The following is a 12,938-nucleotide window of genomic DNA, read 5'->3' as shown; positions in this document are numbered from 1 at the left end:
TGGAGTGGCGCAACATTGGAGGTCAGCCCCGGCCGTACTCGTCGTTTCGGCGCCACCAGACACCGGTCTCGTTGCGCCCCAGAGGGGCACGGTCGAGCCACTGATACATGCCCCATATGCTGTCCAGTCCGCGCGCATAGCTGGAATAGCTATGGTAGACGTCGCCGTCGTCGAGCACGAAGGCACTGAGGCCCGGCCTGTCGCGCGTATAGGTGGCGACGTCCGTTCCGGTCATGGCGGCGATCTGCGCGACCGGCCCCTCGCTGCCACGCAACTGCCATTCCTGTACGGTCTTTCCTGCGAGCGGCTCGGGTGCGGGCGGCTCGCGGCGGAAGTTGTATTCGATGCGGCCTTCGCGCTGTTCGTCTGCTGTGAACCAGACGCTAAAATCGCGATTGAAGTCGCCATCGTTCGAGGATGCCCAGGGAAAGCTCCAGCCCATCCGTCGCTTGTAGGCCTCCAGTTTGGCGAGTGGCGCGCGAGATATCGCCGAAAAGGCGATGTCGTGGTTCTCGAGATGGACGACGATGCCGTCGAATCCGTCGGCGATTGCGGAGCAGGAGGGGCACCCGGCGGTGTAGTCCGGCCCAAACATGAAGTGGTAGACGAGCAACTGTGAGCGGCCCCGGAAGAGGTCCTTGAGCGAGGCGCTGCCTGCGTCGGTCTCGAAGCTGTAATCCTTGTCAATCTTGACCCAGGGCAAGGCTTGGCGCTGCCGCGCCAGCTCGTCGCTCCGGCGGGTCAGCTCCTTCTCGGCCTTCAGCAGTTCCAGCCGTGCCGCCAACCATTCTTCGCGGCTCCCGGTCCTGTGTTCCGTCATCGCTCGTCTCCTTCTTTCGGCTTGTTGGGTCTACGGCTAGACTAGCTGCGGATGTCCAGGCGGCGGGAGTTACAAGTGTGACGGGATTTCGATGGATTCGCTGATTACCGCTGCGGCGCGCGCGCTTGCCACGGGAGATCCGCTCGGCGCCTTGAAGCGGGTGGCGCTGCGCGACGACCCGCCCGCGCTGGCGCTGAGGGGTATCGCGATGGCGCAGCTCGGCGACCTCGCCCGGGCAAAGAGCCTCCTCAAGAATGCCGGGCGTGCCTTCGGTCCAAGGGAGGCCGTGGCCCGCGCCAGATGCGTCGTCGCCGAGGCCGAAATCGCCCTCGTCTCGCGCGATCTCTCCTGGCCCGAAAAGGCGCTCGACACGGCGCGGGCGACGCTCGAAAAGCATAGAGACTGGGTAAATGCCGCGCATGCGAGCAATCTCAAGGTGCGGCGCCTGCTCCTGGTCGGCCGGCTCGACGAGGCCGAGCGCGCGCTCGGTGAGATCGACCCCGCACCGCTTCCGCCCGCCGCGCGCGCCGCCTATGAGCTGGTCGTGGCCGGGATCGCAATCCGGCGCCTCAGGACGAAAGCAGCCCGGGCAGCACTTGCGCGCGCCGAGCACGCTGCGCATGAAGCCGATATCCCCGCACTGGCGGCGGAGGTCGAGAGCGCATCCCTCGTCCTTGGTTCTCCGGCGGCACGGCTGATCGCCCGGGATGCGGCGCACCCCTTGCTGCTCGAGGAAGTCGAAACATTGCTGGCCTCGGAAGTGCTTGTGGTGGACGCCTGTCGCCATGTCGTGCGGGGCGGAAGCGCGACGGTGTCGCTCGCGACGCGGCCGGTCCTCTTCACGCTGGCGCGCGCGCTCGGCGAAGCCTGGCCCGGCGATGTGCCGAGAGGCGTGCTCGTTGCACGTGCCTTCCGGGCCAAGCATGCCGATGAATCGCATCGCGCCCGGTTGCGCGTCGAGATCGGCCGGCTTCGGGCGGAGCTTGGGACGTTGGCGGAGGTGGTGGCGACGAAGCGCGGCTTTGCCCTGGCGCCGCGGACAGGCGAGGTCGTGGTGCTGGCGCCGCCCGTCGAAGGGCGGCACGCGGCGTTGCTCGCCCTTCTTTTCGACGGCGAGGCGTGGTCGAGCTCGGCGCTGGCGATCGCCCTTGGTAGCAGCCCGCGCACGGTGCAGCGCGCCCTGGAAGTGCTTGTGGCCGCCGGCAAGGTGCAGTGCTTCGGCCGCGGCCGGGCGCGCCGCTGGATGAGCCCGCCGGTGCCGGCATTCCCGACAGTCTTGTTACTCCCCGGCCCGCTGCCGGGTGACTAGGATCAGCGCATCAAGATAACCGCTGCAACCGATCGAATGGGATGAACAGATGAAACACGCTCAGGCCGAAATTCTCCGCGAATACGGACCCTTTGAGGGCGCCGACAACGTGCATGGCGTCACCTTCGACGGCGAGCATGTCTGGTTCGCGTCCGGTGACAAGCTCAATGCCTTCGATCCGGCAAGCGGCGATACGGTGCGCGCGATCGACGTCGCTGCCCACGCCGGCACGGCCTTCGACGGCCGGCACCTCTATCAGATCGCCGAGGACCGCATCCAGAAGATCGATCCCAGGACCGGCCGCGTGCTTTCGACGATCCCGGCGCCAGGCAACGGCGGCGATTCGGGGCTCGCCTGGGCGGAGGGAACGCTCTGGGTCGGACAGCACCGCGGCCGGAAGATCCATCAGATCGATCCCGAAACCGGCGCGGTCCTTCGCACCATCGAATCCAACCGCATCGTCACCGGCGTCACCTGGATCGACGGCGAGCTTTGGCACGGCACCTGGGAGGGCGACGAGAGCGAAGTGAGGCGGGTCGATCCTGAGACGGGCAAGGTGTTGGAAGCCCTCGACATGCCCGCCGGAATGGGCGTCTCGGGTCTGGAATCCGATGGCGGCGATCGGTTCTTCTGCGGTGGCGGAAAGAGCGGGAAGGTGAGGGCGGTGCGGCGGCCGCGGTGAGGCCCGCCGCGGATTACCGACAGCTCGATATTGGCGCTCCGCCGAAGTGCCACAATGGGGGGAGCGGCCTGCCCTGGCGGCATATTGGACCGGAAGTCCGCGTGAGCGTCAACCGCCTCACGCGGCCTCGATCGCGGCGACGTCGATTTTCTTCATGGTCATCATGGCATCGCTTCGAGGCTGACTGAATGAAACCTGAGGGCAGTTGCTATTCTCGAAATAAAGGCGCAGGGTCCAACCTTCAGTAGCAAATGTCACGGGCGCTATTGCTTGAGGGCTAGATACCCTGGCCCCAATCAAGGAGGGCGCCATGTCTTCCACCATACGCCATATATCGCCCTCCGATAGGGAAATGATCCGGTCAGTCTTAGACGAAGCTGGCTATCGCGCGGATGTTCTTGTCGATGATCCGAGGTTTTTTGAGACTGCCACATTGCTGGTCACTAAGCTGTTGCTTGCGGGTGTTGAATCCCGGTCGGGCCTAGCGGCGAAGCTCGAGTATCAATTGGGCAAGGCCGGCAAGCACAGGCAACCGCCTGGATCGCAGTTGGGCCGCTACGCCATCCAAGGTCTACCGGTCGAGCTGCAACGCCTCACGAGATGAGCGACTCATGAGATGAGCGAGGTTCCTCGCGCTCGTCATTTTGCGGCCCCTCCGGAAGACGCTTGTAGATGCCCGGGGAGGAGATCTGGAAAATCGATCAAGCCGAATTTCGATCTCGGTGGCCAACCGCCTTCGGGTGACCCCGGCATCGATCGGCACCGACAGTTCAGGACCTACCTCGAGATAACGGCCCACCGGCTCCTTCGGAGATAAGTCATGCCCCAACCGTACTGCTCAACATCTGCCCTCCGGATGAGCGTCCTTCTATCAGCAACTCTGTTATTCAGCTCGAGCGCATTTGGCCAAGCGACACCGCGGGTGCCCGCCAATGCCGAGGCAAGCCGTTACGGATCCGGCTGGGAGTGCAATCGCGGGTTCAGAAAACAGGGCAATTCCTGCGTTGTAGTGATGGCTCCCGACCACGCGTTCCTAACGAATAAATCCTATGGCAAGGGCTGGGAATGCCACTACGGATTCGCTGAAGAGGGCAACCGGTGCCTTGCCGTCCGGGTGCCTGCAAATGCCTATCTTGACCCCTACTATGGCGATCGCTGGAAATGCATGCGGGGGCATCGCCGCGACGACACTGGATGTGAGCTTATCGAGGTGCCGGATAATGCGTTTTTGTCGGACACTGCCCTTAATCAGGGGTGGGAATGCGAGCGCGGTTACCAGAATGTCGGGCGCAAATGCGTAGCGTTGATCGTGCCTGAGCACGCTTATCTGACGACCAGCGGGAACGAGTGGATTTGCGATCGTGGTTTCGAACAGAAGGGCGAAACCTGCGTTGCCGTCCAAGTTCCGAAAAACGCATTCTTCGTCGATACGACCTATGGTCAGAAATGGAAGTGTGATCGCGGGTTTGAATCGAAAGGAACCACGTGTTCAGAGGTCAAGCTTCCTGAGAATGCGCATCTCGATTCTTCCGGTAACGCCTGGGAGTGCAACCGACCGTATCAGCTCCGCAGCGGCGTCTGCAGCATGGAATAGCGAGCTCCGAACAAAGGCGGCTTCAGCCGAGTGTATTCCGCACCGCGGCGCGCTCATTTGGAAAGCGCTATGGTGTTTCGGCGCTAGCAAATAAGGGTGGTTATGGTGCGTGAACGGCGGCATCGGCGGCGTCACGGAATGAAACGAGTTTTTGGTTTCTATCGTCCCAAAGGACAAGCCTAACACACCGAAAGCTTTCCCAAAGCGTGATGCGGCCGATACGCGCGAGTTGTGGGTGGTCACGCAGAACCTCCGGCAATCTGTAGTATGGGATCCTGCTCGATAGGTGATGCACGTGATGAATGCCGATATTGCCGGACAGCCATCGCAGTACCAGCGGCAGGTCATAGTGGGACGCACCGTGTAGGGCCGCCCGGGGAAAACGCCAATCCTCGCCGGCCGACCAGTGCGTCTCTTCAAACTGATGCTGCACGTAGAAGAGCCAGATGCCGGCCGTGCCCGACAGGAGCACGATCGGCAGGTGGATCAACAGGAAGGGCAGGAATCCGATCGCCCAAGCCATCAAGGCGGCGCCTGTCACGATCGCAACGTTCGTCGCCATCGTCGAGATCCAGGGCAGCGCACCGCCCCTCATCATCCCGAACGGCAAGCGCTGCTTGAGGAGAAAGAGCCACGCGGGGCCGATGCCGAACATTACCAGCGGATGCCGATAAAGGCGGTAGCCCAAGCGCTTCATGGGAGAAAGTGAACGGTACTCTGAGATCGTGAGCGTGGTGATATCGCCGACACCCCGCTCGTCCAGATTGCCGGCCGAGGCGTGATGAGCGGCGTGCGCCCTGCGCCAGTAATCATATGGGGTCAGCGTAAGCACGCCGATGGCACGCCCTGTCCAATCGTCGAGGCCGCGGCGAGCGAAGAACGAGCCGTGGCCGCAATCGTGCTGGATCATGAAAAGCCGCAGAAGGAAGGCTGCGGCCGGAATGATTGCGATGAGCCCGAACCAGAACCCGCTGGCGAGGGAAAAATAGGCGACGGCCCAGAAGCCGGCGAGCGGGACGATGGTGACAAGAAGCTCGAAGGCGCTGCGTCCAATGCGGGGCTGACGGTATTTCGCAAGCGTCTTCAACCAAGCTGCGGCATCATTTTCGGCAACAGAAGCCGGCGGGCAGACATGTGCATTCATCAAAACTGGTCCGTGTTCCTCGACTCGTAAATCATCTGCCAGGCTGTGGCCTTGCGCCTGAGCTTCAGTTGCAATGGCTGAAGGTGTCAGGCCTGACGAGCCTTGCGTGCCGCATAGCGGCGATCGCGCTCGGCTTTGCGGGCAGCCTCGGCCGCCACGGCACGTGAAGCGTGATCGGCAATTTCAGCCTGCCGCGCTTCGGTTTCTTTCCGCTCCATGGCTTCGGCCGCCGCCATCGCTGCTGCGGCTTCCGCCCGCTTCAGCGCTTCGCGTTCGGCGCGACGAGCCTCGCGTGCAACCGCCACTGTTTCGCGGGCGGCAAGCCGCTCCTGCATCTCCGGGTCGGTTGCCTTGGGGGCGGCGGCGAATTTTGCCAGAAGCTGACGCTTGGCTTCGGCCGCAGCAGTACGGCGCTCGGCAAAGCCATTGTCGTTCGGGTGTCTCAATGGAAAATCCTTAATTCTCGCTGGTGACGAGCCGGTCACGCACTCGGAAAGAAAAGGCGGATGTCGTGCCGGCAAATAGAGCCTCAGAACAGAAAAAGGCCAGACATCCGCCTGGCCTTTTCGAACTTCTTGCCGCCATGCCAGTACATCCGTGGTCATCGGCGGCTAAAAGCTTTAGGCAGCGCGGAGCTGGCCTGCGGACATTTTGCCCGACTTGTTGTCGCGCTCGAGCTCGAAGCCGAGCTTCTGGCCTTCGACGATCGAGTTCATCCCTGACCGCTCGACGGCCGAAATGTGAACGAACACGTCGGCGCTGCCGTCGTCAGGCTGGATGAAGCCGAAGCCTTTGGTGGAATTGAACCATTTAACTGTGCCAGTGGTCATAACGAACCCTTTCTTAGCAATATTGATCACCGCTGGGCGACGCACAGCGGGCATTTTTCGACTTTTGAAAGGAGAAGTTCGTTAAGAAGCGCGAGGCGCAGCAAAAACAAATATCGGCAAACAAAGTATCGATGGTGTCCAGTACAGCTTTTTGACCGGCGCGTCAACTTCTTGTTTTGAGTTTCGCAGATATACTACCTTTGCTAGAAATCGGGGGATGAGTCACCCTGCCGCCTTGCCACGCAAAGGGGAACGCCGGGAAGTGCGTGAAGATCGTGACTTCACATGCCCCGCCGCGGCAGAGGGTATGCATCGGCTTCGTAAAGCCTCCGCATCTGTTGACCATCGTAGCGGGCTTCGTCGACCTCCAGGACGGAGCCGCGAAGCATCGCGACCGGCATATCCTCGATCGCAAAGCGAATTGCTTCCGCGGCCGATTCAAACCTCTTGTATCGAAGGCGGCTCGTTCTTCTCACGGTCTTACATGGATAAAGTCCTGCGCCGGCACTGTAATCAAACGTCGCCATGGAGCCGCTCCTTGGGGGCGAACAAAGCGTCGGCTGTCCTCATACGCTTTTCAAGGCGCCTCTGCCTTTCAACTGGCCTGAGTTCCCGCATCCTGCGGACTTGTCTGGCGCGTATCTCCTGCAACTTGGCAGCATTTGAGCCTTCGGGCATTGCGCGCGAAAATAGGCTTTCCGCCACGTGGCGGGTCGTGTCTTTCATAAGGGGTATCCTAAGACTGGATGCGCGCCGGGATAACTTGTAGCGCGATTATCTCCTGCCATGGGCGGAGTTCGAAACGTTGCAAATCGGGAGTCGCCAAGCACCCGGACGAACCGGGGATCACGTAGCCGAAAGCTGAAACGCAGTGTTTAGGTGGTGACGCGTACTGTCCAATTCAAGACGGCTACTGCTGCCCGCCGAAAAGCGCAACGTCCTTGGCCTCACCGACGCGGCAGAAGCTATAGGCCCGGCGCCTCTACTTCCGTGAGAGTCACTTCTGCTTCTTTCCGAGACCTAACCCGCTGTTCGCAAACTTTGCGGTCGTGCCCTGTAGGCCCGCGCCCGGAGCCACGGTCTTGTCTTTTTTCGGCTTTCGCTTTTCGCGATTGCTTCTAGCTTGGCCCTTGGCCATCTGATGCTCCTGAATTTTCGGTTTATGATCGGTTGCGCTGCGGCGTCAGCGCACTCTTACTCAGCAAGGACGAAGCTTTGCGCCACGAAAGCAGGAAAGCCTGGCGGCTCGCGCTGCCAAGTTGAACCGTTTGATGCGCGGTGCTGCCGCTGGCTCGCCTTTACCATTATGCTGAAGCCGAACGTTTTCGCCGTAACCAAATTCGCTGACGCTGACGAGATTACGAGCGACGATGTGAAGGTGGAGGTCGGAAGACATGCTGTCCTCCTTTCTTTGGGGCCAGGACACCAAGGCCCCGAAGCAGCAGCGCCCTGACAATGGCTGCTGACGTTGAGAACATGCGCCCTTTAGCAGCCAAGCGCAAGGGCGCCGGCCGTTTTGCTACTTGTCGAACGATGTTCTCGTGATGACGCAACGGATCGCCTAGTTCTCCGGTAACAGGCGACACTTGCCCTTAGGGCCTTCATGCAGAGACTGTAGTGTGCCTGATCTGAACGTCGCAGATCGGGACTGCTGGCAGCTTACCGTCGCGGCGTGATACCGACCCTGGCCAGCATCCGTGTCAACGGGGCCACCGAAGCCGTCTACGTGAGGGACGGTCATTTCCCTGCTTTCTCCACATCATGCAACCGCTCAAGGAGAACTCTTATATTCTTTGGGAGTTTTTGGGGATGACTGTGAACACGGGAAGTGATCGGAGAAAAGCGACGTTGGAGTCGGTTGCCATCACCTGCCGGATATGCGTCGCCACGTCCCTGTGGGGCTTCTTCATGTCGCCGTCCCTAAAGAGGAATAACACCACGACTGAGAGAATGTTCCCTAAAAGGGGTTTGTGGCGGACAGGCAAGAATTGGCTGGGGAACCTGGATTCGAACCAGGACTAACGGAGTCAGAGTCCGCTGGTCTACCGTTAACCTATTCCCCAAGACCTGCAGGCGTGGTCGCCCGCGTCGGTGTGGCGGGCTTATAAACAAAAGAACCGCCGATGCAAATACCTTTTGGCAAAAAAATGCGGCCGGCCTGTGGTGAAGGCGCGATCCGTCGGTCACGACGATCCGGAGCGTCGGCCTTCGCCCGCAAGGCGGCGGAGAATTGGGGCGAATTCGAGCCTTAAAAAAAGTTTGGCGAAAAAGGGCGGCGCTGGTACAGTCGCGCCAACGCAAAATCGAGAGAGCGCCTTGAGCGGCCGGAAGGCTTCGCGCGGCGCGATGGTTGAGACAAGTGAAAGACCCCGAACACGGCGCAACGCCGTCTGAATCCGGGGCGTCGGCAGCAGGTCGTGGCGAGGCGCATAAGCTTGTGCCGCGCGGCGGCAAGGGGAAACGGAGGCGGCGCAAGCCGTCCGGTTCGCCGTCTGCAATTGCCAGCCCATCCGGGCTTTCCGGAGAGGCAGGGCGTCCCGCAGCACTGAACGAAGCGGAGCCGGCGCGCAAGCGCAAGCGGCGCCGCCGTTCGAAGGCCGCAAGGCCGCAGAGTCAGGCTGCCGCCGGCGTTTCCGGCGCCGCCACCCACGAGCCACCGATCACCGACAAGAAGGGCCAGAAGCGCGGCAAGAAGGCGCGTCAAAGGCGTGGCCTGCAGGGGCGGCCGCTCGCTTCCAGCGGCAAGCCGCTGACCTCCGACCGGCAAGCCTCGCGCGATGTTCCGGCCGCGCTGCAGCAGCCGCGCAAGGACGAGGTGCGCGCTCCCTATCTTGCGCCCAGCGAGCCACCGGCGCCGCTTTATGCGGCGCTCGATCTCGGCACCAACAATTGCCGCCTGCTGGTCGCCCAGCCGACCCGGCCGGGGCAGTTCCGCGTCGTCGACGCCTTTTCCCGCATCGTCCGGCTCGGCGAGGGCCTCGGCGCCAGCGGCAGGCTCTCCGACGATGCGATGGAACGCTCCGTCGAAGCGTTGAAGATCTGCGCCGGCAAGCTCAGTGCCCGGTCGATTCGCCGACGTCGGCTGATCGCCACCGAGGCGGCGCGCGCCGCCGAAAACGGCGAGGCCTTCCTCAAGCGCGTTGCCGAGGAAACCGGCCTCGATCTCGAAATCATCGACCGCGAAACCGAGGCGCGGCTTGCCGTTTCCGGCTGCTCCTCGCTCGTCGATCGCGAGACCAAGTCGGTCGTTCTCTTCGACATCGGCGGCGGCTCGTCGGAAATCGCGGTGATCCGCATCGGCGACAACCGCTCGAGCCGGCTTGCCAACCACATCACCCATTGGACCTCGCTGCCCGTCGGCGTCGTCACCCTGTCCGAACGCCACGGCGGCGAGCATGTCACACCTGATAGCTTCGAGACGATGGTGCGCGAGGTCGAAGGCATGCTCGACCGGTTCGACGGCCCCTCGGTCGAAGCGCTGGAAAGCGCCTCCGGCAGCGGCTTCCACCTGATCGGCACGTCGGGCACGGTGACAACGCTGGCCGGCGTCCATCTCGACCTGCCGCGCTACGACCGGCGTCGCGTCGACGGTCTCTGGCTCTCCGACGAGGAGGTCTCGGCGATGCAGGCACGGCTGCTCTCCTGGGATTTCGCCGCGCGGGCCGCCAATCCCTGCATCGGTCCGGACCGAGCCGATCTGGTACTTGCCGGCTGCGCCATCCTCGAGGCGATCCGCCGCCGCTGGCCGTCGAACCGTATGCGTGTCGCCGACCGTGGGCTCAGAGAGGGTCTGCTGACCGACATGATGGCCGATGACGGGGCCTGGCGGCGCGGGCGTCCGCGTCGCTACCAGCAGCGCGGCTCGGCCCTGGCGAGCGAAGAGCGGCAGAGGTCCCACGAAGGGAACAAGGCATGACGAAATCTCCGATCGGCGGCAACCGCAGCGGCCGCAAGCTCGGCCAAAAGGTGAAGAAGGGCAAGCTCAAGGCATCCTCGCGCCGTTGGCTTGAACGGCACATCAACGACCCTTACGTGCAGCGCGCCCAGCTCGAGGGCTATCGCGCCCGGGCGGCTTTCAAGCTTTTGGAGATCGACGAGAAGCACAAGATTTTGGCCGGCGCCCGGCGCATCATCGATCTCGGCGCCGCACCCGGCAGCTGGTCGCAGATCGCTGCCAAGGTGACGAATTCGACCGATGCGGATCCGCGCGTCGCCGCAATCGACTTTCTCGAGATGGACCCGATCCCGGGGGTCCGCTTCCTGCAGATGGATTTCCTCGACCCCGAAGCGCCGGAAAAGCTCAAGGAGGCGGTCGGCGGCACGCCCGACCTCGTCATCTCCGACATGGCGGCGCCGACCACCGGCCATCGCCAGACCGACCATCTGCGCACCATGCATCTCTGTGAAGTGGCGGCGCATTTTGCGGTCGACGTGCTCGCCAAGGGAGGGCACTTCCTGGCAAAAACCTTCCAGGGCGGTACGGAGCGCGACCTTCTCAACATGCTGAAGCAGAATTTCCGCCAGGTCATCCATGTGAAGCCGGCCTCGTCGCGCGCTGAATCGGTCGAGATGTTCCTGCTCGCCAAGGATTTCAAGGGTCGGCAGAAGGCCGGCACGGAGACGGAAGCCGAAGAAGAGGCGGCGGAATAGGCATGTTGCTCTACGTGACGGTCGGCACCAACGACCTCGAACGCGCCGGCGCGTTCTATGACGGCGTGCTCCCAACCCTCGGCTACCGCCGCCAGCGGTGGGACGAAACCGAGATCGGCTACGGCGCCGATGGTGATATGCGCGTCCGCTTCTGGGTGGTCACCCCGTTTAATCGCGAGCCTGCCACCTATGGCAACGGCGTGAGCATCGCGCTCGTGGCCGAGACACGAGGCGCCGTCGATGCCTTTTATGCCGCGGCGCTTGCAAACGGCGGCACCGACGAGGGCGCGCCGGGGCTGCGGCCGTTCCACGCGCATTTTTATGGCGCCTGGGTCCGCGATCTCGATGGCAACAAGATTGCCGCCGTCTGCGAGCGGCCGGAATAGGGCAGGATACGTACGGCCCGTCTGAGAAGACAATCGAGGTGGACCCGCCCCCCTCTGCGATGTTCCCATAGAGCAGTCTGATTAGAGAGCTACTTACCGGCCGTCGCCTCGGCTTCCCGCAGCGCCTTTCGATGGCCGGAGACGGAAGCGCCGGCATTCTTCGCCATCGTCAAAAACGGGATCGCCGCCAGCAGATTGGCGACCGCGATGATCATGAAGGCGATGTGAAAGTCGTCGAGCGCCAGCGGTCCGCCGCCGATCGCGGTTCGGATTTCCAGGATCGCGCCCGCCACCGCCACGCCGAGCGCAAGGCTGATCTGCTGCAGCACGGCGCTCATCGACGTTGCCTTGCTGGCGTCGGCGTCGTCGATGTCGGCGAAGGAAAGTGCGTTGACGCTGGTGAAGAAGAAGGAGCGGGCAAAGCCGGCGATGAGCAGGATCGTGAGCATGACGAGGTAAGGCGTCGCCGGCGTGAAGAAGCCGTTCACGAAGGTGGTGCCGGCGGCGATGATGGCGGCAATGATCAGCGTTGTGCGGAAGCCGGCAAAGGCGAGAACGCGGCGGGCGAAGAATTTCGTGGTGATCGCGCCGACGGCGCCGATGAAGGTGATCAGCCCCGACTGGAACGGATTGAGGCCGAAGCCGATCTGCAGCATCAGCGGCATTAGGAACGGAACGGCGCCGACGGAGATGCGGAAGACCGTGCCGCCGATCGAGGCGGCGCGGAAGGCGCTGTCGCGAAACAGCCCGAGGTCGAGCACCGGTGCCGGATGGCGGCGCGCGTGGAAGATGTAAAGGAAGGTCGCGGCAATGCCGGCCGCGACGGAAGCGATGCCGACCGCCGGCGGCAGGGCCGGCAGGCTGATGACCGAAAGTCCGAAGACGATGCCCGAGGCGGCGATGCCGCCGAGCAGAAAGCCGAGAATGTCGACCGGCGGCGGGTTCTGCCGCTCCATCTCCGGCAGGTAGATGCCGGAAAGCACATAGCCCGCAATGCCGACCGGCACATTGATCAGGAAGATCCAGTGCCAGGAGAAATAGGTGGTGATGAAGCCGCCGAGCGGTGGGCCCGCCAAGGGTCCGACGAGAGCCGGAATGGTGAGCAGCGCCATGGCGGAGACGAGCTCGCTGCGCGGCGTGCCGCGCACCAGCACGAGCCGCGCGACCGGCGTCATCATCGCGCCACCCATGCCCTGCAGGAAGCGCGCCAGCACGAAGGCGACCAAGCTGTCTGCGACGGCGCAGAACACCGATCCGGCGACGAACACGAGCATCGCCGTGCGGAAGATGCGCTTGGCGCCGAAGCGGTCCGCCATCCAGCCGCTCAAGGGAATGAAGATTGCGAGCGCAACCATATAGGAGGTGAGCGCCAGCTTGAGCGTGATCGGCCCGACGCCGATGTCATGCGCGATCGCCGGGAGCGACGTCGAAATGACGGTGGAATCCATCTGCTCCATGAAAAGAGCGACGGCGAGGATCATCGGGACGATGCGGTTCATGAGAGACCTTGGATGCGGGTCGGC

General features: G+C 63.0%; 14 protein-coding genes and 1 tRNA gene. 7 read left to right on the top strand and 8 right to left on the bottom strand.

The genetic code is table 11. From position 1 onward, the window contains the following. Positions 1-22: 22 nt before the first annotated feature. The gene (locus CO656_RS15895) at positions 23-820 is read right to left on the bottom strand and encodes a thioredoxin family protein (RefSeq protein WP_097526366.1); all 798 of its coding nucleotides are present in this window, start codon (positions 818-820) and stop codon (positions 23-25) included. A gap of 91 nt (positions 821-911) precedes the next feature. Between CO656_RS15895 and CO656_RS15890 the strand changes: the two genes are divergently transcribed. The 4 genes from CO656_RS15890 (at position 912) to CO656_RS15870 (ending at position 4,405) form a co-directional block, all read left to right on the top strand. Next, the gene (locus CO656_RS15890; protein WP_097526365.1) at positions 912-2,129 is read left to right on the top strand and encodes a helix-turn-helix domain-containing protein; all 1,218 of its coding nucleotides are present in this window, start codon (positions 912-914) and stop codon (positions 2,127-2,129) included. A gap of 49 nt (positions 2,130-2,178) precedes the next feature. Beyond that, positions 2,179-2,811, top strand: a complete 633-nt coding sequence (locus CO656_RS15885) for a PQQ-binding-like beta-propeller repeat protein (protein WP_037413166.1) — start codon at positions 2,179-2,181, stop codon at positions 2,809-2,811. A 310-nt stretch (positions 2,812-3,121) separates the two neighbouring features. Then, the gene (locus CO656_RS15875; protein WP_097526364.1) at positions 3,122-3,415 is read left to right on the top strand and encodes a hypothetical protein; all 294 of its coding nucleotides are present in this window, start codon (positions 3,122-3,124) and stop codon (positions 3,413-3,415) included. 318 nt (positions 3,416-3,733) lie between these two features. Further along, the gene (locus CO656_RS15870; RefSeq protein ID WP_157213139.1) at positions 3,734-4,405 is read left to right on the top strand and encodes a hypothetical protein; all 672 of its coding nucleotides are present in this window, start codon (positions 3,734-3,736) and stop codon (positions 4,403-4,405) included. Between the two features lie 100 nt (positions 4,406-4,505). On the opposite strand, the gene CO656_RS15865 is transcribed toward CO656_RS15870, so the two are convergent. The 6 genes from CO656_RS15865 to CO656_RS15835 all read right to left on the bottom strand — a co-directional run bounded on the left by CO656_RS15865 (position 4,506) and on the right by CO656_RS15835 (position 8,442). Next, on the bottom strand, positions 4,506-5,549 hold the full coding sequence (locus tag CO656_RS15865) for a fatty acid desaturase (RefSeq protein ID WP_097526363.1): 1,044 nt from the start codon (positions 5,547-5,549) through the stop codon (positions 4,506-4,508). 86 nt (positions 5,550-5,635) lie between these two features. Continuing rightward, positions 5,636-5,995 carry a DUF6481 family protein gene (locus tag CO656_RS15860; RefSeq protein ID WP_037413174.1) on the bottom strand — a complete coding sequence of 120 codons (360 nt, stop codon included), beginning with the start codon at positions 5,993-5,995 and terminating at the stop codon, positions 5,636-5,638. A 174-nt stretch (positions 5,996-6,169) separates the two neighbouring features. Further along, entirely contained in the window at positions 6,170-6,379 is a 210-nt protein-coding gene (locus CO656_RS15855) for a cold-shock protein (protein WP_037413176.1), read from the bottom strand. A 281-nt stretch (positions 6,380-6,660) separates the two neighbouring features. Beyond that, the gene (locus tag CO656_RS15850; RefSeq protein WP_037413178.1) at positions 6,661-6,906 is read right to left on the bottom strand and encodes a hypothetical protein; all 246 of its coding nucleotides are present in this window, start codon (positions 6,904-6,906) and stop codon (positions 6,661-6,663) included. A gap of 671 nt (positions 6,907-7,577) precedes the next feature. After that, a complete protein-coding gene (locus CO656_RS29760; protein WP_141471723.1) occupies positions 7,578-7,775 on the bottom strand; it encodes a hypothetical protein in 198 nt (65 codons plus the stop codon). A 593-nt stretch (positions 7,776-8,368) separates the two neighbouring features. Next, a tRNA-Gln gene (locus CO656_RS15835) sits at positions 8,369-8,442 on the bottom strand. Between the two features lie 296 nt (positions 8,443-8,738). Here CO656_RS15835 and CO656_RS15830 point away from each other — a divergent pair. Genes CO656_RS15830 through CO656_RS15820 form a run of 3 tightly spaced genes read left to right on the top strand, consistent with a single transcriptional unit; the run spans position 8,739 to position 11,415 of the window. Continuing rightward, on the top strand, positions 8,739-10,295 hold the full coding sequence (locus CO656_RS15830) for a Ppx/GppA phosphatase family protein (protein WP_179864776.1): 1,557 nt from the start codon (positions 8,739-8,741) through the stop codon (positions 10,293-10,295). After that, positions 10,292-11,029, top strand: a complete 738-nt coding sequence (locus CO656_RS15825; protein ID WP_097526360.1) for an RlmE family RNA methyltransferase — start codon at positions 10,292-10,294, stop codon at positions 11,027-11,029. Before CO656_RS15830 ends, CO656_RS15825 begins: the two co-directional genes overlap by 4 nt. A gap of 2 nt (positions 11,030-11,031) precedes the next feature. Then, positions 11,032-11,415 (top strand): VOC family protein, encoded by a 384-nt coding sequence (locus CO656_RS15820; protein WP_097526359.1) that lies wholly within the window; start codon positions 11,032-11,034, stop codon positions 11,413-11,415. A gap of 89 nt (positions 11,416-11,504) precedes the next feature. Here the strand turns inward: CO656_RS15820 and CO656_RS15815 are convergent, their stop codons facing one another. Then, the gene (locus tag CO656_RS15815) at positions 11,505-12,914 is read right to left on the bottom strand and encodes a DHA2 family efflux MFS transporter permease subunit (protein ID WP_097526358.1); all 1,410 of its coding nucleotides are present in this window, start codon (positions 12,912-12,914) and stop codon (positions 11,505-11,507) included. Between the last annotated feature and the right edge of the window lie 24 nt (positions 12,915-12,938).

The sequence above is a fragment of the Sinorhizobium sp. FG01 genome, assembly GCF_002531875.1.
Classification (GTDB): domain Bacteria; phylum Pseudomonadota; class Alphaproteobacteria; order Rhizobiales; family Rhizobiaceae; genus Sinorhizobium; species Sinorhizobium fredii_C.
This window is presented reverse-complemented; position numbering and strand designations above follow the sequence as displayed.

Excerpts from the sequence above, each read along its gene's own strand:
- CO656_RS15895 (WP_097526366.1), bottom strand. The coding sequence starts at position 820 with ATGACGGAACACAGGACCGGGAGCCGCGAAGAATGGTTGGCGGCACGG.
- CO656_RS15890 (WP_097526365.1), top strand. The coding sequence starts at position 912 with ATGGATTCGCTGATTACCGCTGCGGCGCGCGCGCTTGCCACGGGAGAT.
- CO656_RS15885 (WP_037413166.1), top strand. The coding sequence starts at position 2,179 with ATGAAACACGCTCAGGCCGAAATTCTCCGCGAATACGGACCCTTTGAG.
- CO656_RS15875 (WP_097526364.1), top strand. The coding sequence starts at position 3,122 with ATGTCTTCCACCATACGCCATATATCGCCCTCCGATAGGGAAATGATC.
- CO656_RS15865 (WP_097526363.1), bottom strand. The coding sequence starts at position 5,549 with ATGAATGCACATGTCTGCCCGCCGGCTTCTGTTGCCGAAAATGATGCC.
- CO656_RS15855 (WP_037413176.1), bottom strand. The coding sequence starts at position 6,379 with ATGACCACTGGCACAGTTAAATGGTTCAATTCCACCAAAGGCTTCGGC.
- CO656_RS15850 (WP_037413178.1), bottom strand. The coding sequence starts at position 6,906 with ATGGCGACGTTTGATTACAGTGCCGGCGCAGGACTTTATCCATGTAAG.
- CO656_RS29760 (WP_141471723.1), bottom strand. The coding sequence starts at position 7,775 with ATGTCTTCCGACCTCCACCTTCACATCGTCGCTCGTAATCTCGTCAGC.
- CO656_RS15825 (WP_097526360.1), top strand. The coding sequence starts at position 10,292 with ATGACGAAATCTCCGATCGGCGGCAACCGCAGCGGCCGCAAGCTCGGC.
- CO656_RS15820 (WP_097526359.1), top strand. The coding sequence starts at position 11,032 with ATGTTGCTCTACGTGACGGTCGGCACCAACGACCTCGAACGCGCCGGC.
- CO656_RS15815 (WP_097526358.1), bottom strand. The coding sequence starts at position 12,914 with ATGAACCGCATCGTCCCGATGATCCTCGCCGTCGCTCTTTTCATGGAG.